Source organism: Pseudomonas sp. PA-1-6B, from assembly GCF_021609545.1.
Classification (GTDB): Bacteria; Pseudomonadota; Gammaproteobacteria; order Pseudomonadales; family Pseudomonadaceae; genus Aquipseudomonas; species Aquipseudomonas fluorescens_BV.
This window is the reverse complement of the sequence record NZ_WJZM01000050.1, coordinates 1-26,023: the sequence shown is the minus strand read 5'-3', so window position 1 is coordinate 26,023 and position 26,023 is coordinate 1. Positions and strand designations below refer to the sequence as shown.

Here is a 26,023-nt window from a genome sequence, read left to right as displayed (position 1 = left end):
GATAGCCATTGGTATCGACACAACTTCGGCGCGACGCTGGACCTGTGGCGAGGGAGCTTGCTCCCGTGACGGCCTGGCAGCCGACGCTGATCGAGCTGACGCACCGTGATCCAAATGTGGGAACTGGCTTGCCTGCGATAGCCATTGGTATCGACACAACTTTGTAGGTTGCAGCAGCCGACGGTAACCACGATGCGAAGCGAGCCGCTCTTGATCTTGCTCTGCTTTTGATCTTAGGCGCCCCGTTAAACCACGCTGGCCGAACGCAGGCTTGAATTCGTGGGTAACCCGGCAGGACGCCGGGTTAGCCGCCCCGCGCCATGGATGGCGCGTGGCGGCGGCCCACGGATTCAAGCCTGTGTTCGGGCACACCGAGCCTGAGCGAGGTGCCGAGTGGTGGGGCAAGAGCGTTTTGCTTACTTTTGCGCATTTTTTCAAAAGTGAGCCGCTGTCAGAGCGGAACCCTAAGTAGCCGTTACCGCAGGAATGGATATGTACTCGGTATTACGGCGTCGACTGTGAGGCCGTCTTCGCAGGCAAGCCAGCTCCCACAGTTGGATCGTGGGGTGTCAGGTAGATAGCCGTCGCCTGGCAGGCCGCCATCGCAGGCAAGCCAGCTCCCACAGTTGGATCGTGGGGTGTCAGGTAGATAGCCGTCGCCTGGCAGGCCGTCTTCGCAGGCAAGCCAGCTCCCACAGTTGGATCGTGGGGTGTCAGGTAGATAGCCGTCGCCTGGCAGGCCGCCATCGCAGGCGAGCCAGCTCCCACAGTTGGATCGCGTGCGCGTCAGTTAGATCACCGAATGGTTGTGCGTAAGGCTTTAGCTGCGGGCGAAGGCCACCGCTGCCTCGAACTGCTCCTGCGTAGGCCGCACGCCGGTATAAAGCACAAACTGCTCCAACGCCTGGATAGCGATCACCTCCAGCCCGGTAATCACCCGCTTGCCCTGGGCACGACCACGCACGATCAACGGCGTTTCCGCCGGGATCGCCACCACATCGAACACCGTCTCAGCCTGATCGATTGCCTCGGCCTCAAACGCCAACGCATCCGCCTCGACCCCGCCGGTCATGCCGATGGGTGTCACGTTGATCAGCATCTGTGGCCGCAGGCTGCCCAGATCCGCCTGCCACGTGTACCCCAGGTTCCTGGCCAATGCCTGGCCCGCCACCTCATTACGCGCCACGATCACGCCATTGGCGTACCCTCCGTCACGCAAGGCGCTGGCGACCGCCTTGGCCATGCCGCCGCTGCCGCGCAGGGCGAAGCTGGAGTCCTTGGGCACCGCGTGTTTTTTCAGCAATTGCTCAATGGCGATGTAGTCGGTGTTGTAAGCCTTGAGGTGGCCGTTGGTGTTGACGATGGTGTTCAGGGAGTCGATGGCTTGAACCGAATCGTCGAGTTCGTCCATCAAGGCAATGGCGGCCTCCTTGAACGGCATGGACACCCCGCAACCCCGCACCCCCAGGGCGCGGATACCGCCGATCGCGCCGGGCAAGTCCTGGCTGCTGAAGGCTTTATAGTAAAAATTCAGACCCAGCTGTTCATACAGGTGGTTATGAAAACGCAGGCCAAAGTTCCCAGGGCGCGCCGACAGCGACATGCACAGTTGGGTGTCCTTGTTGGGGTGCATCTGCATGGATAACTCCTTGAAGTAAGCAAATCGGTACAGACCTTACACAACCTTTACCCATTGGCCGTGCTGTTTTCTCGAAATACGTTGTCTTAAAAGTATCCCCGCGACAATCCTTGAGTCTATTGATTGCAGACCACAAGCGCAGGGGCTAACCGAGGAAAGACCATCATGCGTAAACTCCCCAGGATCGCCTTGCTTATCGGCGCACTCGCGATGGCCGGCCAAGCCTCCGCCCACGGTGGTGGTTGGGGTGGCCCGGCCGTGTTCGGTGCGCTTGTCGGCGCAGCGGTAGTCGGCTCTGTGGTTGCCAGCCAGCCGCGTGAGGTGTATGTGCAACAACCGGTGTATGTGCAGCCGCAGCCGGTGTATGCCGCGCCGCCGCCCGTCTACTACGCGCCACCGCCACCGGTGTATGTGCAACAGCAGGTTTACTATCGCCCGGCGCCCGTCTACTACAGCCCACCGCGCGGTTATTATGGGCCGCCTCGCGGCTATTACGGCCCGCCCCACGGCTACTACCGCCATGGTTGGTAAGTTTTAATCCGTTGACAGCCACAGGCCTCGCCCACACGCGGGGCCTTTTTTTGCCTGGGAAGTCCGGATTAATCCTGCCAGTGTCGCTGTGAGAACAACGTACGAGCAGCAATCCCACATGATAAGCGTCAAATATCCTCTTGATCGATGACGGGCCGCGCTGTCATGTTTGCGTCACAAAACAGTCGCACTATCGACCCAGTCCAGCCAATAACAATTAAGGACGATTGACCATGCCCACACAAAACCCGCACCGCACCGCCGGCCTTTGCACCTCCAGCAAGGTCTACAGCGCCTTGACTGAACTCAAGCACCTCGAAGGCCATCGCAGCGCCAAGTTCCTGGCATTGCTGGCAGAAAACCTGGTGCGCAAGGGCCTGCTCAGTGAGCACGAAGTGGTGAACATGCTCGACCAGGTGGTGGATTAACGCCTGGCGTTGATGTCGACTATCGAGCCAGGTGATTTTTCCCAGGCACCGGCAAACCGTAAGGTGACCTCCATAACGTTTGGAGGTACTTATGCCCACTATTCAAATCATGTCCGTCATCGGCAGCGCCGTCCCCGCCCCTCTGCGCAAACTGGGCTTGCTCGCCTGCTGGTACGTTGTGCGCGATGGCGAGCCGATCAGCGGCCCGCTCACTTCGTTATCCGATGCCGAAACACAGCGCCGAATGGCAACCGACTTCAGGCTCGAGGCCTGAACGCTATGGCAATGGCAACTTGACCCGCGGCTTGGTTTCGACGAACAACGCCCAGCACGACATGAACAACGCTGCCACCAGCGGCCCGATGACAAAGCCGTTAAGGCCGAACACCGACAGGCCGCCCAAGGTCGAGATCAGGATCAGGTAGTCCGGCATCTTGGTGTCCTTGCCCACCAGGATCGGGCGTAGCACGTTGTCCACCAGGCCAATCACGAACACCCCGAACAGCCCCAGCACCACGCCCTGCCAGATCGAACCGCTCAACAGGAAATAAACCGCCACCGGCCCCCAGACCAGCCCGGCACCCACCGCTGGCAGTAGTGACAGGAACGCCATCAGCACGGCCCAGAGCAAGGCACTCGGGATGTCCAGAAACCAGAAGATCAAGCCTCCCAGCGCACCTTGGGTCACAGCCACCAGCACGTTGCCCTTGACCGTGGCGCGTACCACGCGGTTGAACTTGAGCTGCAGGCGACGCTTTTGCGGCTCGGCCAACGGTACTGCCGTGCGCACCTTGCGTACCAGTTCCGGGCCATCGCGCAGCAGGAAAAACAGCAGGTACAGCATGATGAAAAAGCTCACCAGGAAATCAAACGTACCCTGGCCGAAGCTGAACGCCTGGGAGGCAAAGAACTGACTGCCCTGCATCGCGCCCTTGACCACTTTTTCCCGCAGCCCTTCGAGGTTGCCCATGCCGAAGCGGTCGAGCAATTGCTGGAAATACGGCGGTAGAACGTTCTTGAATTGCTCGATATAACCCGCTACGTCGAGTTTGCCGCTCTCGATGTTTTTGTAGAGCGTGGCCCCCTCTTGCACCAGCAACGCACTGGTGATGATCACCGGCAGAATCGCGATCACCAGGCACACCATCAAGGTGGTCAGGGAGGTCAGGTTGCGGTTCCAGCTAAAACGTTGCTGCAGGCGGCGCTGCATCGGCGCAAAGATAATGCCCAGGATCACGGCCCAGAACACCGCACCGTAGAACGGCAGCAATATCCAGATAAAAGCCACGGTGACCAAGGCCAGTAGCAGCAACAGGGTTTTGAATTGCAGGTTGGTTTGATTCATGTCCGGTCCATGTCAGAAAAACAGGGCCGATGGCGGCCCTGTTGCTTAGTCCGCAGCCAAACGTGGGAGTGCCCTTGTTTATCGAACAAGCATAGATCGCGTTATTTAGACCTGGGTCAATATCCCGTTATCGCTCCAGCACTACCCTCGCGCCTTTTTGCGACCCACACCCATGCGCCCGATAACTGCCCCCGAACTGCTCGCTCCCGCCGGCACCCTGAAAAACATGCGCTACGCCTTCGCCTACGGTGCCGACGCGGTCTATGCCGGCCAGCCGCGCTACAGCCTGCGGGTGCGCAATAACGAGTTCGACCACGCCAACCTGGCCCTCGGCATCCAGGAAGCCCATGACCAGGGCAAGCGCTTCTACGTGGTGGTGAACATTGCGCCGCACAACGCCAAGCTCAAGACCTTCCTCAAGGACCTGGCGCCCGTGATCGCCATGGGCCCGGATGCGCTGATCATGTCCGATCCTGGGCTGATCATGCTGGTGCGCCAGCACTTCCCGCAGATGCCGATCCACCTGTCGGTACAGGCCAATACGGTGAACTGGGCCAGCGTGGCGTTCTGGCAGCAACAAGGCATTTGCAGGGTGATTCTGTCGCGGGAGCTGTCCCTGGAAGAGATCGGCGAAATCCGCCAGCAGGTGCCGACGATGGAGTTGGAGGTGTTTGTACATGGCGCCTTGTGCATGGCCTATTCCGGGCGGTGCCTGCTGTCGGGCTATATGAACAAACGCGATGCCAACCAGGGCAGTTGCACCAATGCCTGCCGCTGGAAATACCAGGCCACGCCGGCAGTGGAGAATGCCACTGGCGATATCGTCCATGAATATCAACCCACATTGGGCATCGGCACACCCACCGATAAGGTGTTCCTGCTACAAGAGGCCAATCGCCCCGATGACCCCATGCCCGCTTTCGAAGACGAACACGGCACCTACATCATGAACGCCAAGGACCTGCGGGCCGTGCAGCATGTGGAGCGCCTGGCACAGATGGGCGTGCATTCGTTGAAGATCGAAGGCCGCACCAAGTCCCACTTCTACTGCGCGCGCACCACCCAGGTGTACCGCCAGGCCATCGATGACGCAGTGGCCGGCCGGGCGTTTGACCGCGGCTTGATGACCAACCTCGAGTCCCTGGCCCAGCGTGGCTACACCGAAGGTTTCCTGCGCCGCCACGTGCACGATGAATACCAGAACTACCAGAACGGCAGCTCGGTTTCCGAGCGCCAGCAGTTCGTCGGGGAGCTGACTGGCGAACGTCGTGGCGCGTTGGCCGAGGTGAAGGTGAAGAATCGCTTTGTGCTGGGCGACCACCTGGAGTTGATGACGCCCGCCGGCAATTTTCATTTTGACTTGCCGAGCCTGCATAACGCCAAGGGCGAAAGCATTGAGGTGGCGCCGGGGGACGGGCATACGGTGTATGTGCCGATTCCGGCGCAGATGGACCTGCGTTTTGGCCTGCTGATGCGCGACGTTTAAACCCTGCCGTGGGTTGGATGGATCAGATCCTGAACTGGCCTACCAACTGCCCCAGGCGCTGGCCCAGGTCTGCCAGGCTGCGAGACGTCTGAGCGCCCAACTGGGTTTCGTCCGCCACGCTGTCCACCGCTACCGCAATCTGATGCACGCTGCGGTTGATCTCTTCCGCCACGGCGGTCTGCTCTTCCGCGGCGCTGGCGATCTGGGCGTTCATTGAGTTGATGGTGCCAATCAGTTGCGCCATGGTGTCCAGGGACGCGCCGGCCTGGTTGGCCTGGGCCGAGGTGCCGTCGCCGGCATCGCTGGAGCGGCGCATAGCGTCCACGGCCGCCTCGGTGCCTTTTTGCAGGCGATCGATCATGCCCTGGATTTCCTGGGTGCTGGTTTGGGTGCGACTGGCCAGGGCACGCACTTCATCGGCGACCACGGCAAAGCCACGCCCAGCCTCCCCAGCCCGTGCGGCCTCGATGGCAGCGTTGAGCGCCAGCAGGTTGGTTTGCTCGGCGATGGAGCGGATCACGCCGAGCACACTGACGATTGACGACACATCCTGCTGCAGGCTGTCCAGGGACACGCCGCTGCTGCGGATGTCGTTCACCAGCGCATGGATCTGCGCGATGCTGCCGTCCACTACCCGCTTGGCGGCCTGGCCTTCGGCGTCGGTCTGCTGCGCAGCGACGGCGGCGCCTTGGGCACTGCGTGCCACTTCGTGGGCAGCCGAGGACATCTGGTTGATCGCGGTGGCCACCTGGTCGGTCTCGTGGCGCTGGCGTTCCATGGCCTGTTCAGAGCGCTGGGCCTGCTCGGACACCTGGCTCACCAGCCCGGTGAGTTGGGCGGTCATGTCGGTGATCTGGCGCACCAGGCCATGGATTTTATCGACAAAGCGGTTGAATGCACCGGCCAGATCGCCGAGTTCATCCTGGCTGGTAATGGCCAGGCGGCGCGTCAGGTCGCCTTCACCCGCTGCTATGTCATCGAGGTTGGCCTTCATCAGGTGCAGCGGGCGCAGGATGGTATTGGCCAGCAGCATGCCCACGGCGGCGATCACCAGCAACACCACCACGGCTACGCCGAGGATGCTCAACAGTACGCCTTGCATGCGCTTCTCGACTTTTGCCTGCACCACCGCCACTTGGGCGTCGATGCCATCAAGGTTCACCGAGGTGCCGATCACCATGTCCCACTTGGGCAGGTACTCGGTATAGCCGAGCTTGGGCACCAGTTCGGTCTGGCCGGGCTGGGTCGAACTGTATTGCAGGTAGTGGGTGCCGTCCTTGCCAACCTTCACCAGGTCGCGGTTGACGTAGACGCCGTTGGGGTCGCGGTTGTCCTTGAAGCTTTTGCCCACGCCGTCCGGGCTGTTGCCCTTGAACAGGCGGATGGTCTCGGAGTCGTAGCCGAAGAAATAGCCGTCTTTGCCGTAACTGGTATTGGATAACAACTTGACCACCTGCGCCCGCGCCGCGCTGTCGCCGGGGGCTGCCGCGTCGTAGAGCGGCTTGATGGTGGTCATGGCCACCTCGACATAGCTCTGCAGGGTGGCCTTGGCGTCGTTGAGCAGGCGCTGACGGGTTTCATCCACCTCGTTGCGAGCCTGGCCCTGCAGTATCCACACGGTGGTCAGGCTGATGACCACGGCAAACAACAACACCGGCACGACAGCAAGGGCCAGGACTTTGGCCTTCAAACTCAGACGCATGGCTTTTCTCTCTTGTTAGTGGCGACTTGAGAGGTTAACGGCCATGTGAGCGATTACTGTAGGCGCGAGCTTGTGTGGCCAGAGATTGCTCGCGCTCGGGTGCGCAGCGCCCGCAAGCTTTTTGGGGCCGCTTCGCAGCCCAGCGGGAGCAAGCTCCCTCGCCACAGAGGTTCTCGCCTGGATCAGAGCGTCATCGCAGCCAGCCAGCCGAACGCCAGCAGCGGCAGGTTGTAGTGCAGGAAGGTCGGCACCACGGTGTCCCAGATATGGTGGTGCTGGCCGTCGATGTTCAGGCCGGAGGTGGGGCCGAGGGTGGAGTCCGAGGCGGGCGAACCGGCGTCGCCCAAGGCACCGGCGGTACCAACGATGCACACGATGGCCACCGGGCTGAAGCCCAACTGCACACACAGCGGCACGAAAATCGCCGCGAGGATCGGCACCGTGGAAAACGACGAGCCGATGCCCATGGTCACCAACAACCCCACCAGCAGCATCAACAACGCGCCGACGCCCCGGCTATGGCCGATGAACGCCGCCGAGGTTTGCACCAGCGAATTCACGTCACCGGTGGCCTTGAGCACTTCGGCAAAACCTGAGGACGCGATCATGATGAAGCCGATCATCGCCATCATTTTCATGCCTTCGGTGAACAGATCATCGGTGTCGCGCCAGCGCACGATGCCTGACACCGAGAAGATCAGGAACCCGGCCAGGGCGCCGATGATCATCGAGTCCAACCACAACTGGATGATGAACGCTGAAGCAATCGCCAGGCCCGCCACCAGCAGGGTCAGCGGGTTGTACTGCACTGCCACTTGCTCGACACGCTCGATTTTCTTCAGGTCGTACACACGCTTTTTGCGGTAGCTGATCAACACCGCCACCAGCAGGCCGACCACCATGCCCAGCGCCGGCAAGCCCATGGCGTGGGTGACATTGACCCCGCTGATATCCACCCCGCTCTTGGCGACGTTGGCCAGCAGGATCTGATTGAGGAAGATATTGCCAAAGCCCACCGGCAGAAACATGTACGGGGTGATCAGGCCGAAGGTCATCACGCAGGCGATCAGGCGACGGTCCAGTTGCAGCTTGGTCAGTACATACAGCAGCGGCGGTACCAGCAGCGGAATAAACGCAATGTGGATCGGCAAGATGTTCTGCGAGGCAATCGCCACCACCCACAACAGGCCGATCAGCAGCCATTTGACGTGGTTGCCACCGCTGGCGTCCTGACGGTCCACCAGCAGCAAGGCTTTGTCCGCCAAGGCATGGGCCAGCCCGGACTTGGCAATCGCCACGGCGAAAGCGCCGAGCAATGCGTAGGACAAGGCCACGGTTGCGCCGCCGCCCAGCCCGCCGTTGAAGGCCTTGAGCGTGGCCTCGATACCCAGGCCACCGGTCAAGCCGCCCACCAGGGCGCCGACGATAATGGCGATGACCACATGCACGCGGGACAGGCTGAGTACCAGCATGGTGCCGACCGCGGCGATGACTGCGTTAATCATGGTTACCTCAAGCAGAAACAAAAAAGACAGGCATGCCCGCGCGCGGCCCATGGGAACAGCTGCCGGCGTGCAGGCTTGAAAGAGGTCTTATTAGAGGGCGCGCACTTTGCAGGAGCTGGGCTGCCATGTCAAAAACTGTGGTGAGGCAAAGCCCTCTGCACGGATAAAGAATTACAGGCACTGGCCGATACGCTGTCTCTATGTGCTTTCAGGTAAGGATGTCCCGATGTCGCTCAGGCAGCTCTCCATTCAATGGAAAATCACCCTGCTGGCGGGCCTCTGCCTGCTGGGGATCGTGACCCTGCTGGTGGGTCTGTCGCTGTATCGCATGGCGCAGAGCTCGCAGCAGGTCAAGGCGTCCAGCATGCAGATGCTCGACGAAGCCGCCCAGTCGCGCATCGAGGCCCAAGGCGAAGTGCAAGCGCTGGGCATTCGCCAGCAGTTCATGGATGCCTACCAGTACGGCCATGGCTTTTCCCGCCAGGTGCTGTTTTTGCGCGAACAGGCCGAGAAGCGCTTTCTCGATGCCTTCGACACCCGTGAAGACCTGACGCGCCAGGTCAAGGCCGCCCTGCAGGCCAACCCCGACCTGCTCGGCCTGTCCCTGGTGTTCGAAGCCAATGCGCTGGACGGCAAGGACGAACTGTTCGCCAACCAGGCGGAACTGGGCAGCAATGACAAAGGCCGTTTCGCCCTGTACTGGTCGCAACCGACGCCGGGGAAAATCACCTCGATGGCGCTGCCCGAGAGCGACATGGCCGACACCTCCATCGGCCCCAGCGGCGAAAAGGCCAACGCCTGGTTCACCTGCCCGCGCACGACTCTCAAGCCTTGTGTGATCGAGCCCTACTTCTATGTGATCGACGGCCAGAACGTGCTGATGACCAGCATCGTGTTCCCGCTGATGGTCAATGGCAAAGTCATCGCCTCGCTGTCGGTGGATATCAACCTCAACAGCCTGCAGGCGGTCAGCCAACAGGCCAGCCAGAAACTGTACGACGGCCAGACCCAGGTCAGCATCCTCAGCGCCACTGGCTTATTGGCTGGCTACAGCCCGGATGCCAGCAAACTCAGCCAACGCCTGGAGCAGGTCGACCCGGCCAGCGGCGCACAGTTGACCAGTGCCTTGGCCAGCAGTACCCAGACCCGCAGCCTGCGCACCGACCACCAACTCAAGGTACTCGCGCCTTTTGCGCCGATTCCCGGCGGTAAGGCGTGGGGCGTATTGCTGGATGTACCGGAAAAAGTCCTGGTCGCCCCCGCCGAAGCGCTGAAAAACCAGCTGGACGCCGACAACGCCAAAGGCACCCTGCTGGAACTGGGCCTGGGCCTGCTGGCCGCCGTGGTCGGCTTGATCCTGGTGTGGCTGATGGCGCGCAGCGTGACCCGGCCAATCCTCGGCGTGGCGCACATGCTTGAGGATATCGCCAGCGGCGAAGGCGACCTGACCCGGCGCCTGGCCTATGCCAAACAGGACGAACTGGGCCAATTGGCCGGCTGGTTCAACCGCTTCCTCGACAAGCTGCAGCCGATCATTGCCGAGGTCAAACGCTCGGTGCAGGACGCTCGCGGCACCGCCGACCAGTCCGCAGCCATTGCCACGCAAACCAGCGCCGGCATGGAGCAGCAGTACCGTCAGGTGGATCAGGTGGCCACCGCATCCCACGAAATGAGCGCCACCGCCCAGGATGTGGCTCGCAGCGCCGCCCAGGCGGCCCAAGCCGCCCGAGATGCCGACCAGGCGACTCGCCAAGGCTTGACGGTTATCGACCGCACCACCGCCAACATTGGCGAGCTCGCCGCCGACATGAGCACCGCTATGACCCAAGTTGAAGGCCTGGCCGCCAACAGCGAACAGATCGGCTCGGTGCTCGAAGTGATTCGCGGCATCGCCGAGCAGACCAACCTGTTGGCGCTCAACGCCGCCATCGAAGCCGCTCGCGCCGGTGAAGCCGGCCGCGGTTTTGCCGTGGTCGCCGACGAAGTGCGCAACCTGGCACGGCGCACCCAGGAATCGGTGGAAGAAACCCGCCTGGTGATCGAACAATTGCAAACCGGTACCAGCGACGTGGTCGGCTCCATGGGCAACAGCTATCGCCAGGCCCAGGGCAGCGTCGAACAGGTCGGTCAGGCCGTCACCGCCTTGCGCCAGATAGGCGATGCGGTCACGGTGATCAGCGACATGAACCTGCAAATCGCCAGCGCCGCGGAAGAGCAAAGCGCCGTGGCCGAAGAGATCAACAGCAACGTGGCGACCATTCGCGATGTGACCGAGTCGTTGTCGGAGCAGGCCAATGAATCGGCGCGGGTCAGCCAGGCGTTGAACAGCCTGGCGAACCAGCAGCAGGGGTTGATGGATCAGTTTCGGGTCTGAATGTAGCAAGGCTTTTCTGTGGGAGCCGGGCTTGCCCGCGATGCAGACACCTCGGTATTTCAGATAAACCGAGTCGATGCTATCGCAGGCAAGCCAGCTCCCACATTTTGAGCGGTGGTGTGCCAGTGTCAGCGGCGTGGCAACTGGATCAATACCTTGAGCCCACCCAGCTCGCTCTCTTGCAGTTGCAACACCCCGCCCCACACCTCAACGATGTCCCGCACGATCCCCAAACCCAGGCCATGGCCAACCCTTTGCTCATCCAGGCGTGCGCCACGGCTAAACACTTGGTCGCGCTGGGCCTCGGGAATGCCGGGGCCGTCGTCTTCCACCGCCAGCCGATAGCCCTGTGGCGTCTCGCTGACGCTCAGGCATACCTCGGCGTCCGCCCATTTACAGGCGTTGTCCAACAGATTGCCCAGCAGCTCCAGCAGGTCTTCACGGTCCCAGGGCAGTTGCAGGCCCGGCGCCGCCTGATAGCTGAGGTCCAGGTGTTCGCCGTGGATCATGCGCAGGGTGGCCAGTAAACCAGGCAGCTCTTGTTCACAGTCAAACAACGCGCCCGGCAAGGCATCGCCCGCCAGGCGCGCACGGTTGAGTTCACGGTTGAGGCGCTGCTGCACCTGCTCCAATTGCTCGCGCAGCAACTGGCTCAGTTGCGGATGATCCTTGAGGGCGTCACTGGAGGCCGCGCTCAACAACACCGCCAGCGGGGTTTTCAGCGCATGCCCCAGGTTGCCGAGGGCGTTGCGCGAGCGCTTGAGACTGTCTTCGGTGTGCGCCAACAGGTGGTTGATCTGCGCCACCAGTGGCTCCAGCTCAAGCGGCACCTGGGTATCGAGTTGCGAGCGCTGGCCTTGTTGCAGTTGGGCGATCTGGTTGCGTGCGGTCTCCAGGGGGCGCAGGGCACGGCGCACGGTGACCCGTTGCAGGATCAGCACCAACAGCAGCGCCGCCAGCCCCATCACCAGGCCGACCTGGCGCATCAGGCGAAAGCTTTCGCGCACAGGCGTGTAGTCCTGGGCCACGCTGATGGAAATCGATTGGCCGAAGCGCTTGTAGTCCGAGCGCAGCACCAACAGTTGCTGGCCTTCGGGCCCCAGTTGCAGGTTGCCCTTGAGCCCCGCCACCGGGAGCCGGGGCAGTTCCTGGTCCCACAGTGAACGGGAGCGCCAATGCACATCGGCAAAGTCGATACGAAAGTAATGCCCGGAAAACGGCCGCTGGTACGCCGGCGACAGGCGTTGCTCATCCAACTGCACGCCGTTGGGCCCACGCACCAGCGCCACCAGCAGGTTTTCGCTGTCGTTGCGCAAGCCCGCTTCAAGGTAGCGCTGCAAACCCGCCTCGAACAACCACAGGCTGGTTTGCGCCAGCACCACGCCGACGATCACCATCACGCTGATCAACCCCAGGCTCAAGCGCCGCTGGATCGACCTCATGCCGGGGTGGCGCCGAAACGGTAGCCCTGGCCGCGCCGGGTCTCGATCACGCTGCGGCCCAATTTGCGCCTTAGATGGTTGACGTGCACCTCCAGCACATTGGAGTCGCGTTCGGTCTCACCGTCATACAAGTGTTCGGCCAAGTGGCTTTTGGACAGAATCTGTTCGGGATGCAGCATGAAATAGCGCAACAAACGAAACTCGGCAGCCGTCAGCTGGATCTCGGCGCCGTCACGTAGCACGCACTGGCGACCTTCATCCAAATGCAGGCCGGCAGCTTGCAGGGTGGGTTGGTTCGTCTGGCCGTGGGAGCGGCGCAGCAGCGACTGGATGCGCAGGTACAGCTCTTCGGGGTGAAAGGGTTTGCTCAGGTAATCATCGGCGCCGGCCTTGAGCCCTTCGATACGCTCGGCCCAGGAATCGCGGGCCGTGAGGATCAGCACTGGGATGGCCAACGAGGCGGCGCGCCATTGCGCCAGCACTTCAAGCCCGGGTAAACCGGGCAAGCCAAGGTCGAGGATGATCAAGTCATACGGCTCGCTGCGTCCCTGATACACGGCGTCGCGGCCATCGGCCAGCCAGTCGACCGCGTAGCCCTGGCGCTGCAGGCCGGCCATCAGTTCGTCGGCCAGGGGCACGTTGTCTTCCACCAGGAGCAGGCGCATCAGTCTTCCTCATCTTTGATCAGGTCGCCATTGGTGGCATCCAGCTTGATCTCGCGCACCACGCCCTCGGTGGTCACCAGTTCCACTTCATAGGCGTATTGCCCGTGTTTCTTTTCCAGTTCGGCTTCCAGCAGCCGTGAGCCGGGGTATCGCGCCATGGCCTGCTGCAACAGCTGTTCCAATGGCAGGATGACGCCTTGTTGGCGCAGGGCCAGGGCTTCGTCCTGGTTGAGGTCGCGGGCCGCCAGGCTGGAACAGAACACCATGAGCACCAGCGCCACGCGACTGCCGACGCGTAAATTTACCTTCATTACGTATCCTGATGATTCTTGAGAACCTGCCCGGTGAGCGCGTTCAATTCAACGTCCCATTCAATGCCGTCTGCATCTCGTAGCTCGACTTCATAGACGTACTTGCCGTATTCCTCATCCAAATCGGTGTCCAGCAGCGTCGAACCAGGGTGAAGGGCCAGGGCCGTAGCTTCCAATTGATCGAAAGCGACAATTGTAACAGTGGCCGGCACGATCAGTGGCTTGTCGGGGTCCACGGCGGCGGCCGGGGTCGCCGTAACGAGGATGATAGCGGCGGCGCCCAGGCCAGTGAGGCGCTTCATGATAAGTCTCCGTTACATGATGTTTTCCTACGCCGGCCACGGTACGCGCTGCAACTTAACTGAAACTGAATTGCCACCATGGCAATTCCAGTCAAGCCATTTTTCCCACTGCCTGCGAGATTTCCTATACTGCCCCGCTCGCCTCAACAGAGACCGGTATGACAGCCATCCATATCAAGTTCCCGGCCTTGACACTCAAGGCCGGTAAACGCGCCATCACCCGCATCCGCGAGCAGGGCCTTGCGCCTGCCGACGTCGGTATCCTCCCCGGCGCGGCGGGCGGCCCCAAGGCCCTGGGTATCCAAGGGCTCGACCTGGCGCTGTTCGGTGATTGGTTGCCCCGTGCGCCGCGCGAGCGTGCGCTGATCGGCGCGTCCATTGGCTCCTGGCGGTTTGCCAGCGCCTGCCTGCCCGACCCGGTGCAAGGTTTGCTCGACCTGGGCCGGCTGTACAACGAACAGCGCTTCGCCAAAGGTGTGACCATGGCGCAAGTCAGCCAGAGCTGCCAACGCATGCTCGACGACCTGCTGGCCGGGCGCGATGCGCGGGTGCTGGACAACCCCGACTATCGGCTGAACATCATGGTGGTCAAGAGCCACGGTTTGCTCGCCGATGACCACCGTGGGCGGCTGGGGCTGGGCCTGTCGTCGGTGATTGCCGATAACCTGCGGGGCCGCGCACGGCTGTCGCGGCATTTCGAACGGCTGATCATCCACGACCCGCGCCAGGCGCCACCGGTACACCCCCTGAGGGACTTCCCCTCGCGCTTCCTCACCCTGGACGTGGGCAACCTGCGCCAGGCGTTGCTCGCGTCCGGGTCGATCCCCATGGTCATGCAAGGCGTGCGCGACCTGCCCGGGGCCGGGGCCGGCACCTACCGCGACGGCGGCCTGCTGGACTACCACCTCGACCTGCCCTACCACGGCGATGACATCGTGCTGTACCCGCATTTTACTGACCGGGTCATCCCCGGCTGGTTCGACAAGGGCCTGCCATGGCGGCGCAGCAACCAGCAAGGTTTGCAGGATGTATTACTGCTGGCGCCGTCCAGGGACTACCTGGCCCGCCTGCCCCACGGCAAGCTGCCAGACCGCAGCGACTTCAAGCGTTTTATGGGCGATGACCCTGGCCGCAACAAATATTGGCAAACTGCCATGAGCGAGAGCCAACGGCTGGGGGATGAGTTTTTGGCATTGGCGGATAACGGCAAGCTCGGCGACCGTTTGCTAGCCCTTTGACCGCATGGGCGCCTGCGGCCGAGGGGCGGTATGCGCAGAGGTTGATCAAGCTGTTAAACTCGCCGCCTGCCAGACACCTGACCGAGCTGAAAACACTGTGGAAATCTTCAAGGAATTTACATTCGAATCCGCCCACCGCCTGCCCCACGTACCGGAAGGCCACAAATGCGGGCGCCTGCATGGGCATTCGTTCAAGGTGGCCATCCACCTGAGCGGCGACCTGGATCCCCATACCGGCTGGATTCGCGACTTCTCGGAGATCAAGGCGATTTTCAAGCCGCTCTATGAACGCCTCGACCACAACTACCTCAACGACATTCCCGGCCTGGAAAACCCTACCAGCGAAGTACTGGCCAAGTGGATCTGGAATGAACTGAAACCTTTGCTGCCGGAACTCAGTGCGATCCGTATCCACGAGACCTGCACCAGTGGGTGCATTTATCGCGGCGAGTAAGTGATCGAGTGTTGAAAAGACCACCTGCGGGGAATGTCACTGTTTGTTCGCTCTAGCTCTTAATTGGCTGACATTGCCAGCTGTAGGTGTTTTTTTCGAAGCGGCGGGCTGATCCATTAGGAAAACCCGCACAGACGCCGATCGACTGAGCCAGTTTGGCTCACCGCTGCACTGCTTTTGCGCTGATTGGGAGGGGGCGGCTTTATAAAGGGCTTACTCCGTCAGCGCATACCTGCCTGCACCTGCATTGGCACGCAGGATGCACACGACCTGGGTCACCACTCAGGGAGCAGCCCCCATGACGCAGCAAGACCCCGGCAACGACTACCCTCTCAGCGAAGTCCCCTTGCACGCGCGCAAGGGTCTGGCCTCTACCGCCATGGTGTTGCTGGGGTTCACCTTTTTTACCGCGACCATGTTCGCCGGCGGCAAGCTGGGGGTAGCGTTCAGCTTCATCGACATGCTCGGCGTCGTGGCCCTGGGTAACCTGTTGTTGGGTATCTACGCCGCAGGCTTGGGTTACATCGCATTCAAGAGCGGCTTGAACTCGGTGTTGATGGGGCGCTTCTGCTTTGGCGAAGTGGGCAGCAAGCTCAGTGACTTGATCCTCGGTTTTACCCAGATCGGCTGGTATGCCTGGGGCACGGCCACGGCTGCGGTGGTATTGAGCAAGTATTTCCAATTGAGCCAGGGCAGTGTGCTGGGGCTGATGGTGGTATTTGGCTTACTGTTCTGCGCCACCGCCTACGTGGGGTATCGCGGCTTGGAAATCCTGTCCTACATCGCGGTGCCGGCCATGGGCATCCTGTTGATGCTGTCGATGTGGGTCGCCACCGTGAAGGTCGGCGGGCTGGAGGGGCTGCTGGCGGTGGTGCCCAGCGCTGAGCTGGACTTGTCCACCGCCATCACCCTGGTGTTCGGGACCTTTGTCAGCGGGGCAACCCAGGCCACCAACTGGACACGGTTTTCGCGCTCGGCCAAGGTTGCGGTGCTGGCCAGCCTGATCGGCTTTTTTGTCGGCAATGGCTTGATGGTGCTGATCGGGGCCTATGGCGCCATCGTCTATCAGCAACCGGATGTAGTGGAAGTCTTGCTGCTGCAAGGTTTCGCCACGGCGGCGATGGCGATGTTGCTGCTCAATATCTGGAGCACCCAGGACAACACCATCTACAACTTCGCCGTCGCCGGTTGCAACCTGCTACGTACCCAGCGTCGCAAGAGCGTGACCCTGGCCGGCGCGGTGATCGGCACCCTGCTCGCCTTGTTCGGCATGTACGACTTGTTGGTGCCGTACCTGATCCTGCTGGGCACGGTCATCCCGCCGATAGGAGGCGTGATCATGGCGGACTTCTTCTATCGCTATCGCGGCCAATATCCGCGCTTGGCAGAGGCTCACTTACCGGCATTCAATTGGCCAGGTCTGATCGCGTATGGGGTGGGCACCGTGGTCGCGTTCAACTCGCCGTGGGTCGCACCGTTGGTGGGAATTTTTGCCGCATCGCTGACCTATGTGCTGCTCAGCGCCATACTACGCGTCATGACCGCTCGGACATCGGTATCGCCCTGAGGATCTGGCGGCTGTCTGCCTGATTGTTTTTAGCCAAGAGGAACTTGCCCATGCACATCATCAATGCCCGCCTGCGCAACCGTGAAGGCCTGCATGATCTGCACCTGGAAAATGGCCGGATCGCCAGCATCACTGCGCAAACCGGAGCGCCCATACTGATGGGCGGCGACTTGGACGCCGCCGGCAACCTGGTCATACCGCCCTTTGTCGAGCCCCACATCCACCTCGACGCCACCCTCACCGCCGGCGAGCCGCGCTGGAACATGAGCGGTACGCTGTTTGAAGGCATCGAGTGCTGGGGCGAACGCAAGGCCACCATTACTCTGGAAGACACCAAGACCCGGGCCAAAAAAACCATTCAGGCTCTCGCCGCCCATGGCATCCAGCATGTGCGCACCCATGTCGACGTCACCGACCCGGACCTCACCGCACTCAAGGCCCTGCTGGAGGTACGTGAAGAGAGCTCGCATCTGATCGACCTGCAAATCGTTGCCTTCCCCCAGGAAGGCATCGAGTCCTTCCGCAATGGTCGCGAGTTAATGGAGGAAGCCATTCGCCTGGGTGCCGATGTGATCGGTGGCATCCCCCACTTCGAATACACCCGCGACCAAGGCGTGAGTTCGGTGAAGTTCCTCATGGATCTGGCCGAGCGTACTGGCTGCCTGGTGGACGTGCACTGTGACGAAACCGATGACCCCCACTCACGCTTTCTCGAAGTCCTCGCGGAAGAAGCCCGCAGCCGCGACATGGGTGCCCGCGTGACCGCCAGCCATACCACCGCCATGGGTTCCTACGACAATGCTTACTGCGCCAAGCTGTTTCGCCTGCTAGGGCACTCCGGCATCAGCTTTGTCTCGTGCCCCACCGAAAGCATCCACCTGCAGGGCCGCTTCGACAACTTCCCGAAACGCCGTGGTGTCACCCGTGTGAACGAACTGCTTGAGGCCGGCATGAACGTGTGTTTCGGCCAGGATTCCATCGTCGATCCCTGGTACCCGCTGGGTAACGGCAACATTCTGCGAGTACTGGAGGCCGGTCTGCACATCTGCCATATGCTCGGTTACCGCAATTTGCAAAACGCCCTGGACCTGGTCACCGACAACAGTGCCAAAGCCATGGCCCTGGGCGATCGTTATGGGTTGCAAGCAGGTCGCCCGGCCAACCTGCTGATCCTGTCGGCCGACAGCGACTACGAAGTCATACGTAGCCAGGGCCTGCCGTTGTACTCGATTCGCAACGGCAAGGTACTGATGAAACGGCAACCGGCACAGGTAGAGTTTATGTAACCGCGTGGGTTAGACGACTGAGTCGATGTCCAACGTTTGCACCCGTGCCTGTTCATCGTGGGAAGGCGGCGGAACGCTGGTGAATTGGGCCGGCTGACGATTCTCGCGATGGCGGAACCAACGCTGAGGCTCGCTTGCAGATGTGCAGAAGAGGCATGACTGCCGTAGACATCGCGGGCTTGCAGGCGACGCCAGCGCAGGCTTGCCAAGCGCTCGCGGCTGGTGTGCAAACGGTCGATCTCTGCGTTCAAGGCATCAGTAGGTTCATGGCTACGATCATTGGCAGGGCGCCGCAGAGCAAGTTCACGCCGCTTGGCCCGTAGTTGCTCGCGCATGTCTTCAAAGGCCCGGTCGAGCAGCTCGAATTCCCTCTGGGTCACCAACGAGCCCTCACTCTCCAGGGTTTGTTGCCAGCGGCGCAATGTCGCCCACGCCGCGGGGATGTAGCTGGTGGTCATGAAGTGCTGGTCGGCTTGAAACAGCTGCCTCAGCACATTATCGCGGTCGGGCATGTCGCCCTGCAGTTGCAATGCGCGGTTGCAACCCGCTTCTTGGAGGGATTCACAGCCAGGCTTCCATAACACCGAAGAATGGCTGCCATCCGGGAGCGTGATCGGCATGAAATGATATTGCTCGCCATGATGTCGATAGGGGTTACCACCCACGCGCACCAGCCCTGCGGCGAACAACAGGCCACCGGGTAAAGGGTTGCTGAATAGCGTGATGGCCCCGGGAATCCAGAGCTTGGCGGTGGTATTCATCCAGGGCGCCGGGACGCTGGGGACAGGGTCGTTGTGGTTGACGATGCGGTGGTGGACCAGGGAAGAGGCACCGGCGGTGAATTCAGAGTCGGCGGCGCGGGGGGCGCCGTAGGTGTAGAGCAGGATGTTGTAATGGGCATCCTGGGCTCGGCGCAGCCCTTCGGCCAACAGCAATGCAATGGCGCCTCCGAGGCTGTGGCCGCAAATTACGATGCGCTGGCCCACATGAAACTGATCAAGGTATTGCAATACGAAATCACGCATAGCCCGGTAGGCCTGGTAAAAACCACCGTGCGCTTTTCCAACACCGTCGTCGAAAGACACCTGATGGGCGTCGGCGTCGCGTAATACGTCGGCACGGCTGACCGTTCCTCGCACAGAAATCAGGATGATCTGATCGTGGTGAGTGATGAAGGCCTGGGTATCAGTGCCAAATTTTTCATCATCGAAAAAGTGCAGACGTGCGGGATGTTCCTGCTCTTCGTTTCGTTCCGGGCGATTTTGGGGATACAACACGGGATCGAACGGCAGGATTTCGAAGCGTTGGGAGTAAGGGATATCTTCGTAGATCGGGTAAAAACGGTGTGATTGCTTCGGATCAATTCGCCAGGCTTCGTGATACACCGAAAGCTGTTCAGCGAATAAATTTCCAACGCTCGGATCCAACGGAAACCGGACTTCGTCTAATGGTTTTTCGACGGGGGCCTGTCCAAAATCGCAGTAACTCAACGCAGCAAACAATGCCAGTTGGTATAGGTTCAGGGCGCAGAAGCCGTCTTCGGTGGATAAGATGGGGCGTAAGGCCCGTAGTGGTCGCACTTCCAGAACGGTGTGCTTGTTGGGGAACAGTACGATACCCACCAATGAAGGCTGAGGCGGGCCGAAGCCCAGATCGGCCATCATTTTCAGTGCGTGACGCTTGGGACGCAAAGCTGACGAAGCAGGTCGGGGCAAATGAGCGCTATGGCGTACCAAATCGCTTACTTCAACCTGATAAAACCCATCCGCTTCTTGGTAGGCAGCCCCCCCCTCAACGCGTTTGCCGTCAGCACTACCAAAAAAAGTTCGCTCAGCGCGAATTTGAAGTTCGGTGATAGGCAGTTTGTACGTTCGGCGCGTTCTTAGCTGGTAGTACGGCTCCTCAGTCCCGCTATACAAATCATCCAACATGAGAACAACAGGGCCGCAGTAGAAATCCTGCAGCCTGGCAAAACCCTCGCCATTCAATTTACCGACGTACTGTCTCCCTGAACTGTCATGGACCGAAAATGGCAGTCCGCCATAGGCTTTTCCATTGCCAGCCATATCGACCAAACGAAAACTTACCCAGTGCCCTTTCAATGAGCAAGCAGGCATTCGTTCACTGAAAAAAGCTTGCTTCCATGCATCCAGCTTCATGAATTCGTCCTTGTTATTTGCATGTTGGGTAGACGTCGCATATGCGCCCGTCCGGCATTTTTATGGGTTTAAAGTCCGTGGTGTTACCTGCGCAATATGCAAAAAGGTCTTCGAAACTCTTGCCTCTGCATCGCCGCCATCCACCCGGCACAGCTACCCATCTATCATCAAAGGCAGGTAACTCATCCTTACTGACAGATAGCACCAGCCTCAGCTTTTTCCCCGGTAATTGCGGCCGTTGTGCCACCCCCCCTACACGCGACTCTTGCAAGTTTCCCATCGAATCCAATGAATTGCAGATCAGGAGTTTTCTAATCGCATGCAAAGGCCCTACCGTCCGAAAGTGCCACTTACATTGCCCAAGTATTTCCTGCACACCCGAGTCGGGCATCCCCGGTAGCTCGGCCTCCAAACGGTCTCGAATGGAAATACTCCCGAAATTCCCGCCCACATCCGTACTCCGCGTCCCCCACTTCGCATAGAAGTCAAATTCCACGCTGCGCAGGACCAACGGACATCCTTCTACCGTTTCAGTCAGTGGCAACTCGTAACTCACACTGCTCGCCACAGGCTTGTAGTCTGTAAAAAAGACTTTCCGCTCAGGTCTTTTGCCTCGCCGCCGAGGCAAGGTGCAGGTCTCACCCGTTGCGGGCCGGTAGTTGGCAGCCGTTTTAAGTTCAAATTGCGCCGGCAAATCCACCTCCAATGTAAAACGCTCCACCGTCCTCCCCGTACACCCCGACAGCCACGCAGCCGCAATAACCAGCAACCCCCACCCTATCCACCTATTCACCTTTCCCTACCTCCCTGTGCCACTGCTCCACCACTCGTTCAAAATGCTCCCCTGGCGCCTCGCCGGCCCTCGGCTGCCAATGGATAACACTGCTTCGGGTCGCCTCTGCCAAACGACGCACCACCAAAAATTCGAGTTTCTCCGGCTCCCGCCATTGCCAGGTACGTGCCTGCGCCAGTACCTGGGCCAGCCAAATCCTTGGGTCTTGGAATTCGACCAATGCCGCCAGGTCTTCACTGTGTTCCGCCAACAGGTAACGCAGGATATTGGCGTTCAGGATGGCTTCGGCATGGGGGTTGGGTGTATCGAGCCAAGGCGGGAGCCGAGGCGCTGGGTAATCGCCCGGTGCAGGGTTTTCGTGATGGCACCAATGGCCTTCGTGCCAATAGCACACACTGATCAGCGGCCCGAGGTAGACCGGCCAATGCTCTTTGGCCAGATGGGCCAAGGCGCGGGCCAAGGTGCGGTTGTCGTGAATGCGGTAAAGCGCCTGCTGGCCCTCCGGCCCTATCAGGAGCCTTTCGCGCCAATGGCGCGCCACATCCGCCAAGTCGGTAGCCGACAAGCTCGCGAGCCACCCCCAGTTTGACTCCGGGTGTTGCAACAGATCAGCCAGGGCGGGTTCATTGATCTGCTCAAGCAAGAGGATGATCGGGCCAGAACTCGCCAGCTCCGCCGCGGCGGTATCGCTATAGAGATTGCAATAGTGCGACGGGGCGCAACCTGCCAATAGAGGCTGGCGAGTCTCGTGGCTACCCTCCACTATCAGGCACAATCGGTGCCCGTTCTGCAGCTGTTGGGCCATCCAACGATGGGGCAAGCTGTCCATCAAGCCGCCCTCTGCGTGATATCGCACAGGCCTTCGCGGCAGCGCTCGCACAGGGGGCAAAAGTCCGCGTCCAGTTGCCTGGCCAAGTCCATGACGATGCTTTGCACTGCCGATAACTGCGCGCCAGCGAGCAAAGCCGGGCTCACCGAACTGTTTGCGACCGGCGAACCGGCCTGGGTGAGGGGCCTGCTGCTTGAGATACTGCCCGCTTGCATCACCAAGTGTTCCCCGCCAGCCATCAAGCTCAGTTGCGCACCGGCCTCAATGACCAGGCTGGCACCGGCCTTGAGGTGAACCTGCTGCCCAGCTTCGATCACCAGACTCTGGCCAACGCGAGTCAGGCTATCGCCCTCTACCTCCAGGCGACTGTCATGACCCACCCGTTGTTCCAGGTCACGCTGGGCGTGCAGGTAGATGAGCTCTTCGCCGCGTCGATCTTCAACGTGCAGCTCGTTAGCCCCTCCACCATTCGGTGAACTGCGGCTACGCAGCACGCTGCGTGTCTTGTGCTGCGGCAAGGGATAGGCTGGCAGGTGTGATGCATTGGGCAGGCAACCCGTAACGAGAGGGTCGTCCGGGTCGCCCTCCAGAAAGCTCACCAGCACTTCCATCCCTACCCGTGGAATCACCATGGCCCCAAACCCGTCCCCCGCCCAACCGGACGCCACGCGCAGCCAGCAACTGCTCGCCCCCTCGCGGTTGTCCATACGATCCCAATGAAAGCGCACCCTCACCCGACCATAGGCATCGCAATGCACGTCTTCGCCCGCAGGCCCGGTTACCGTCGCGGTCTGGCTGCCACTGATCGTTGGCCTGGGATGCTTGAGGGCCGGTCGATGCACTGCACGCCAGGGTGTCGCGGTGAATCGGTTGCGATAGCCCTGGAATCCACTGGCTTCAACTATCGACTCCTCCAACACCTGCGGCTGGTAACCCTCATGACGCACCGAAGTCAGCAGCCATAAATCGTTGCAGAGCGGGTCGGGGTGATCACATAGCTCAAGGAAGTGACCACTGCACAATGCCGGCTGGTCGCTCTTGCCCAACACCCTGTGGCGATCACGCTGGTGACGCTCCAGGCCGCGTCGCGCCAGTTGCGCGCCGCGCGCATGCCCCTTAAAACCGGCAGGGTAGGCATAGTCTTCCAAAGCTTGCGCCTGCCCGGCACCGGCATGTTTTTGCAGGCGAAATGAAGGGTGCTCGAAGTCATAGTCACGACGTACAGTGCGCCGGCTGCGCGTCTCCAATCGCAGGTCGAAACGCTGTACAACACGGCTCTGGAGCGCCGGATCAGACGACGAACAATACCGCTGCACCGGCAACCGTCGAAATACTGTCTGGTCATCACCGAACACCAGCAGATGATTGTCCACGCTGTGACGAAAGTGATAGTGGATGCCCTCCTCTTCACACAGCCGCTGGATAAAATGCAGGTCGGACTCCCTGTACTGCACGCAAAACGCGCGTGGCGGATACACCACCGGCCCGAGTTCAAAGGCATAGGCGTCAGAGAAGATGCCGTGGTGTTCGAGGACCGTCGCAATGATCTGCGGTACGCTGCGCTGCTGGAAAATCCGCTGGTCGCAACGATGGGCAAGGGATGCCAGACGTGGAGCCAGCGTGATGTGATAACGGGTGAGTCGCGCACCGGGATCGTCCCGACCGATGGCGTAGACGTACCCATGCAGGCCCTGCCCTGCTTCCCCGAAGTCCAGATAGGCGGGTTTATGAAACAATGCCTCCAGGTCAAGAGAAGGATCTTCGCTGACTAACTGCACCTGTATGAAGTAAGGTTGATCGAGGGCTTCGCTGCCTTTGAACGCTACTACCTGAAGATCTGTATTTATTTCTGAAAGGATCAATTTGAAACATGACGAAAGAAACTTGTTAACCATCCTTTGTTACCCGCTATCAACTTTTCGATTGAACGACTCTCTTTCGCCAACGCCAACTGGATTGGAAAAAAGCACCTGAACATGCTCAAGCTTAGCGATTTCAGGCGATTTTCGGCCCGAACCGAATAAAAAAGAAGTTTCGTACAACGAGGATGGAAGTGTCTTTTTACAAAATATTAATACTTTCCATAACAAACAGAAAACGCGGACTGTTGCTTGTCTCTTTACAACTAAGCTTTAAGGAAACAGCTGACACTAATTCAAGGCGCCTGCTGCTCCGAGGTCTAAATAGTTAGTCGCGCCGTCCCGAAAAGACTCACACTCAGCACATTTCCAGACTCAGTCTGCAATCGCACTGGCGCCGTGCCACCCGGCATCACCACCGTTACGTCGTCACCCTCAATCCAACCCGCGCGCCATGCCGCGCATGCTACTGCGCTGGCGCTGGTCCCCGAAGACGCCGTAGGCCCCTCTCCTCGCTCAAATACGCGCGCGATGACTCGATTGCCAGCGTCTCGAGCAACCCATTGCAGGTTGACCCCGCCAACACAGAGTTGCCCGCACCCTGCCGGCGGTGCAAAAGCGATGGCCTTCAACCGATTGAAAAGTGCCAACTGGTGCATCGTGTCATTACCCGGCAACGCCGACACATGCTCAACCAGCGTCACACAATGAGGGTTGCCTATCCGGACAAATTGGCTGTTTCCCCATTGCGCATTGATCGACGCCAATGCCGCCACGCGACTGAATTCATGATGTGCCGCGACCACATGGCTCACACCGACCGCGCCCACCGCCAAGGGGCCAAACTCGGGCCTGCCCAACGCCAGCCAGAAGCCTGGCACCTGTTCATGCTTCGCCGGCTCGACATAGGTGATCACGGGCGATACCGCATCCGGCTTGTCGTGATACACCCGCAACTCGTTACCGTGCACCATTAACCCCTGGTCGGTTAACGCCTGAGCAAAAATGGTCAGGCCATTACCACTGCGTTCGGCGAGAGAACTGTCGGTATTGATGATCAGCAGATCAAACGGTGGCCGTGCTTGAAATGGCCCGACTAACAAACCATCACAGCGATACGCCTTTGCATCGGCCGGTGGTGGTAATGCACCCCAGCCACATTCGGACGCAATGGCCGACGCGGCCCACATCTTGCGCGTGCTTGCAGCCAAGCGGGCGTTGTCGGGCACATCGATACCCAGACCGCGCAAATGGGCCGGGCTGACCACCCCATAGATATTTCCGCGTGCATCGTAGAACCGAGTCATGACCACGCCAGCCAGAGTTTTTTCATCGATTCGTCCGCTCACTTATCGACCACCGGGACAGCAGCGTATTACAGAACGGTCGATCTGTGGGAGGTGGGCGCAAAGGCAGTAAGCCACTGCAAGAACCTGGGGTTCAGCCACTCCTGCAGGGAGTACACACCTTCCGGACCACCTCCTACAGGTTCGACCATTCCTACGTGGTTACCCGACGCCAAAGCGTTCCATTTTTTGTAAAAAAAAAGCTCGCGATCTGCGTTTTTAATCCTGATCACAAAAGGAACCCAGCTCGCTCGACAGGGCCTGATGTGCAAGGATGTCGCGCCGGACATCGTTCGTTGAACGCCAAACCAAGGATTTTTCATGACTGCCATTCCCACCCCTGCCCCCGTGGTTCCCGGGCGGCTGGAGCAGATGTCGACCCGCATCGCTTTTTTTATCGCAGGCTTTGGTATCGCCGCCTGGGCGCCTTTGGTGCCGTACGCCAAGGCGCGTGCAAATCTGAATGAAGGCACCCTTGGCCTGCTGTTGTTGTGCCTGGGGGTGGGGTCGATCATCGCGATGCCCGCTGCGGGCGTGCTGGCATCTCGCTTTGGCTGCCGACGCGTGCTCACCGCAGGGACGCTGATGATCTGCCTGGCCCTGCCGATGCTGGCCACTGTCAGTTCGATCCCGCTGTTGATCGCGGGGTTATTCCTGTTTGGCGCGGGCCTGGGCACCGTGGACTCCACCGTCAACCTGCAAGCGGTGATCGTTGAGCGCGCCAGTGGCAAAACCATGATGTCGGGCTTTCACGGGTTGTTC

Annotated in this window: 22 protein-coding genes and 3 pseudogenes; 11 read left to right on the top strand and 14 right to left on the bottom strand. The window is 60.4% G+C overall.

Going from position 1 to position 26,023, the window contains the following annotated elements; genetic code table 11:
* Nucleotides 1-820: 820 nt before the first annotated feature.
* A complete protein-coding gene (locus tag GIV35_RS20825; RefSeq protein ID WP_205548231.1) occupies nucleotides 821-1,639 on the bottom strand; it encodes a shikimate 5-dehydrogenase in 819 nt (272 codons plus the stop codon).
* 165 nt (nucleotides 1,640-1,804) lie between these two features.
* Here GIV35_RS20825 and GIV35_RS20820 point away from each other — a divergent pair, with 165 nt between their 5' ends.
* The 3 genes from GIV35_RS20820 (at nucleotide 1,805) to GIV35_RS20810 (ending at nucleotide 2,872) form a co-directional block, all read left to right on the top strand.
* Complete coding sequence (locus GIV35_RS20820; protein WP_213154143.1) at nucleotides 1,805-2,170, top strand: hypothetical protein; 366 nt, start codon at nucleotides 1,805-1,807, stop codon at nucleotides 2,168-2,170.
* Nucleotides 2,171-2,403: 233 nt separating this feature from the next.
* Nucleotides 2,404-2,598 (top strand): hypothetical protein, encoded by a 195-nt coding sequence (locus GIV35_RS20815; protein WP_003190284.1) that lies wholly within the window; start codon nucleotides 2,404-2,406, stop codon nucleotides 2,596-2,598.
* Between the two features lie 91 nt (nucleotides 2,599-2,689).
* On the top strand, nucleotides 2,690-2,872 hold the full coding sequence (locus GIV35_RS20810) for a hypothetical protein (RefSeq protein ID WP_034125803.1): 183 nt from the start codon (nucleotides 2,690-2,692) through the stop codon (nucleotides 2,870-2,872).
* Between the two features lie 3 nt (nucleotides 2,873-2,875).
* On the opposite strand, the gene GIV35_RS20805 is transcribed toward GIV35_RS20810, so the two are convergent.
* On the bottom strand, nucleotides 2,876-3,943 hold the full coding sequence (locus tag GIV35_RS20805) for an AI-2E family transporter (protein WP_019818663.1): 1,068 nt from the start codon (nucleotides 3,941-3,943) through the stop codon (nucleotides 2,876-2,878).
* A 172-nt stretch (nucleotides 3,944-4,115) separates the two neighbouring features.
* Here GIV35_RS20805 and trhP point away from each other — a divergent pair, with 172 nt between their 5' ends.
* Nucleotides 4,116-5,429: a prephenate-dependent tRNA uridine(34) hydroxylase TrhP gene (trhP, locus tag GIV35_RS20800; protein WP_236264841.1), complete on the top strand. Its 1,314-nt coding sequence runs from the start codon at nucleotides 4,116-4,118 to the stop codon at nucleotides 5,427-5,429.
* A gap of 22 nt (nucleotides 5,430-5,451) precedes the next feature.
* Here the strand turns inward: trhP and GIV35_RS27555 are convergent, their stop codons facing one another.
* From GIV35_RS27555 to GIV35_RS20790, 3 genes and pseudogenes are all read right to left on the bottom strand, one after another.
* Entirely contained in the window at nucleotides 5,452-6,207 is a 756-nt protein-coding gene (locus tag GIV35_RS27555; protein ID WP_370004746.1) for a methyl-accepting chemotaxis protein, read from the bottom strand.
* Nucleotides 6,208-6,309: 102 nt separating this feature from the next.
* A pseudogene (locus GIV35_RS27550) lies at nucleotides 6,310-7,131 on the bottom strand (cache domain-containing protein); the annotation flags it as partial.
* A gap of 182 nt (nucleotides 7,132-7,313) precedes the next feature.
* On the bottom strand, nucleotides 7,314-8,633 hold the full coding sequence (locus GIV35_RS20790) for a Na+/H+ antiporter family protein (RefSeq protein ID WP_164919368.1): 1,320 nt from the start codon (nucleotides 8,631-8,633) through the stop codon (nucleotides 7,314-7,316).
* Nucleotides 8,634-8,862: 229 nt separating this feature from the next.
* On the opposite strand from GIV35_RS20790, the pseudogene GIV35_RS27545 reads away from it, so the two are divergent.
* Both GIV35_RS27545 and GIV35_RS27540 read left to right on the top strand, forming a co-directional pair.
* A pseudogene (locus GIV35_RS27545) lies at nucleotides 8,863-10,152 on the top strand (HAMP domain-containing protein); the annotation flags it as partial.
* Nucleotides 10,153-10,254: 102 nt separating this feature from the next.
* A complete protein-coding gene (locus tag GIV35_RS27540) occupies nucleotides 10,255-11,010 on the top strand; it encodes a methyl-accepting chemotaxis protein (RefSeq protein WP_370694801.1) in 756 nt (251 codons plus the stop codon).
* Nucleotides 11,011-11,138: 128 nt separating this feature from the next.
* On the opposite strand, the gene GIV35_RS20780 is transcribed toward GIV35_RS27540, so the two are convergent.
* From GIV35_RS20780 to GIV35_RS20765, 4 genes are read right to left on the bottom strand one after another with little or no spacing between them, the layout of a single operon-like run.
* Entirely contained in the window at nucleotides 11,139-12,452 is a 1,314-nt protein-coding gene (locus tag GIV35_RS20780; RefSeq protein WP_213154145.1) for a sensor histidine kinase, read from the bottom strand.
* Nucleotides 12,449-13,117, bottom strand: coding sequence for a response regulator transcription factor (locus tag GIV35_RS20775; protein WP_034125807.1), 669 nt, complete (start codon nucleotides 13,115-13,117; stop codon nucleotides 12,449-12,451). Before GIV35_RS20775 ends, GIV35_RS20780 begins: the two co-directional genes overlap by 4 nt.
* Complete coding sequence (locus GIV35_RS20770) at nucleotides 13,117-13,428, bottom strand: PepSY domain-containing protein (RefSeq protein ID WP_003190266.1); 312 nt, start codon at nucleotides 13,426-13,428, stop codon at nucleotides 13,117-13,119. Before GIV35_RS20770 ends, GIV35_RS20775 begins: the two co-directional genes overlap by 1 nt.
* The gene (locus tag GIV35_RS20765; protein ID WP_105226380.1) at nucleotides 13,428-13,730 is read right to left on the bottom strand and encodes a PepSY domain-containing protein; all 303 of its coding nucleotides are present in this window, start codon (nucleotides 13,728-13,730) and stop codon (nucleotides 13,428-13,430) included. The genes GIV35_RS20770 and GIV35_RS20765 overlap by 1 nt, the downstream gene beginning before the upstream one ends.
* A gap of 158 nt (nucleotides 13,731-13,888) precedes the next feature.
* Here GIV35_RS20765 and GIV35_RS20760 point away from each other — a divergent pair, with 158 nt between their 5' ends.
* The 4 genes from GIV35_RS20760 (at nucleotide 13,889) to codA (ending at nucleotide 18,275) form a co-directional block, all read left to right on the top strand.
* Nucleotides 13,889-14,968, top strand: coding sequence for a patatin-like phospholipase family protein (locus GIV35_RS20760; protein ID WP_223024506.1), 1,080 nt, complete (start codon nucleotides 13,889-13,891; stop codon nucleotides 14,966-14,968).
* A 97-nt stretch (nucleotides 14,969-15,065) separates the two neighbouring features.
* Nucleotides 15,066-15,422: a 6-carboxytetrahydropterin synthase QueD gene (gene queD, locus GIV35_RS20755; protein WP_003190259.1), complete on the top strand. Its 357-nt coding sequence runs from the start codon at nucleotides 15,066-15,068 to the stop codon at nucleotides 15,420-15,422.
* Nucleotides 15,423-15,720: 298 nt separating this feature from the next.
* A complete protein-coding gene (gene codB, locus GIV35_RS20750; RefSeq protein ID WP_236264840.1) occupies nucleotides 15,721-16,989 on the top strand; it encodes a cytosine permease in 1,269 nt (422 codons plus the stop codon).
* Nucleotides 16,990-17,039: 50 nt separating this feature from the next.
* Nucleotides 17,040-18,275 carry a cytosine deaminase gene (gene codA, locus GIV35_RS20745; RefSeq protein ID WP_200648039.1) on the top strand — a complete coding sequence of 412 codons (1,236 nt, stop codon included), beginning with the start codon at nucleotides 17,040-17,042 and terminating at the stop codon, nucleotides 18,273-18,275.
* A gap of 9 nt (nucleotides 18,276-18,284) precedes the next feature.
* Here codA and GIV35_RS20740 read toward each other — a convergent pair.
* From GIV35_RS20740 to GIV35_RS20720, 5 genes and pseudogenes are all read right to left on the bottom strand, one after another.
* Nucleotides 18,285-20,434 (bottom strand): annotated as a pseudogene (locus GIV35_RS20740) (lipase family protein).
* Nucleotides 20,435-20,447: 13 nt separating this feature from the next.
* Nucleotides 20,448-21,227 (bottom strand): hypothetical protein, encoded by a 780-nt coding sequence (locus GIV35_RS20735; protein WP_236264839.1) that lies wholly within the window; start codon nucleotides 21,225-21,227, stop codon nucleotides 20,448-20,450.
* Nucleotides 21,220-22,056 (bottom strand): DUF4123 domain-containing protein, encoded by an 837-nt coding sequence (locus tag GIV35_RS20730; protein WP_236264838.1) that lies wholly within the window; start codon nucleotides 22,054-22,056, stop codon nucleotides 21,220-21,222. The genes GIV35_RS20735 and GIV35_RS20730 overlap by 8 nt, the downstream gene beginning before the upstream one ends.
* Nucleotides 22,056-23,951: a type VI secretion system tip protein TssI/VgrG gene (tssI, locus tag GIV35_RS20725; RefSeq protein WP_236304459.1), complete on the bottom strand. Its 1,896-nt coding sequence runs from the start codon at nucleotides 23,949-23,951 to the stop codon at nucleotides 22,056-22,058. The genes GIV35_RS20730 and tssI overlap by 1 nt, the downstream gene beginning before the upstream one ends.
* A gap of 284 nt (nucleotides 23,952-24,235) precedes the next feature.
* The gene (locus GIV35_RS20720) at nucleotides 24,236-25,222 is read right to left on the bottom strand and encodes a diaminopimelate epimerase (protein ID WP_236265447.1); all 987 of its coding nucleotides are present in this window, start codon (nucleotides 25,220-25,222) and stop codon (nucleotides 24,236-24,238) included.
* 360 nt (nucleotides 25,223-25,582) lie between these two features.
* Between GIV35_RS20720 and GIV35_RS20715 the strand changes: the two genes are divergently transcribed.
* A partial coding sequence (locus GIV35_RS20715; RefSeq protein WP_236491436.1) for an MFS transporter occupies nucleotides 25,583-26,023 on the top strand: 441 nt, incomplete at its 3' end.

Coding starts and splice junctions, on each gene's coding strand:
- tssI (WP_236304459.1), bottom strand. CDS start 23,951: ATGGTTAACAAGTTTCTTTCGTCATGTTTCAAATTGATCCTTTCAGAA.
- GIV35_RS20760 (WP_223024506.1), top strand. CDS start 13,889: ATGACAGCCATCCATATCAAGTTCCCGGCCTTGACACTCAAGGCCGGT.
- GIV35_RS27540 (WP_370694801.1), top strand. CDS start 10,255: ATGGAGCAGCAGTACCGTCAGGTGGATCAGGTGGCCACCGCATCCCAC.
- codB (WP_236264840.1), top strand. CDS start 15,721: ATGACGCAGCAAGACCCCGGCAACGACTACCCTCTCAGCGAAGTCCCC.
- GIV35_RS20825 (WP_205548231.1), bottom strand. CDS start 1,639: ATGCAGATGCACCCCAACAAGGACACCCAACTGTGCATGTCGCTGTCG.
- GIV35_RS20780 (WP_213154145.1), bottom strand. CDS start 12,452: ATGAGGTCGATCCAGCGGCGCTTGAGCCTGGGGTTGATCAGCGTGATG.
- GIV35_RS20810 (WP_034125803.1), top strand. CDS start 2,690: ATGCCCACTATTCAAATCATGTCCGTCATCGGCAGCGCCGTCCCCGCC.
- codA (WP_200648039.1), top strand. CDS start 17,040: ATGCACATCATCAATGCCCGCCTGCGCAACCGTGAAGGCCTGCATGAT.
- GIV35_RS20815 (WP_003190284.1), top strand. CDS start 2,404: ATGCCCACACAAAACCCGCACCGCACCGCCGGCCTTTGCACCTCCAGC.
- GIV35_RS20820 (WP_213154143.1), top strand. CDS start 1,805: ATGCGTAAACTCCCCAGGATCGCCTTGCTTATCGGCGCACTCGCGATG.
- trhP (WP_236264841.1), top strand. CDS start 4,116: ATGCGCCCGATAACTGCCCCCGAACTGCTCGCTCCCGCCGGCACCCTG.
- GIV35_RS20720 (WP_236265447.1), bottom strand. CDS start 25,222: ATGACTCGGTTCTACGATGCACGCGGAAATATCTATGGGGTGGTCAGC.
- GIV35_RS20765 (WP_105226380.1), bottom strand. CDS start 13,730: ATGAAGCGCCTCACTGGCCTGGGCGCCGCCGCTATCATCCTCGTTACG.
- GIV35_RS20730 (WP_236264838.1), bottom strand. CDS start 22,056: ATGGACAGCTTGCCCCATCGTTGGATGGCCCAACAGCTGCAGAACGGG.
- GIV35_RS27555 (WP_370004746.1), bottom strand. CDS start 6,207: ATGGAACGCCAGCGCCACGAGACCGACCAGGTGGCCACCGCGATCAAC.
- GIV35_RS20775 (WP_034125807.1), bottom strand. CDS start 13,117: ATGCGCCTGCTCCTGGTGGAAGACAACGTGCCCCTGGCCGACGAACTG.
- GIV35_RS20770 (WP_003190266.1), bottom strand. CDS start 13,428: ATGAAGGTAAATTTACGCGTCGGCAGTCGCGTGGCGCTGGTGCTCATG.
- GIV35_RS20805 (WP_019818663.1), bottom strand. CDS start 3,943: ATGAATCAAACCAACCTGCAATTCAAAACCCTGTTGCTGCTACTGGCC.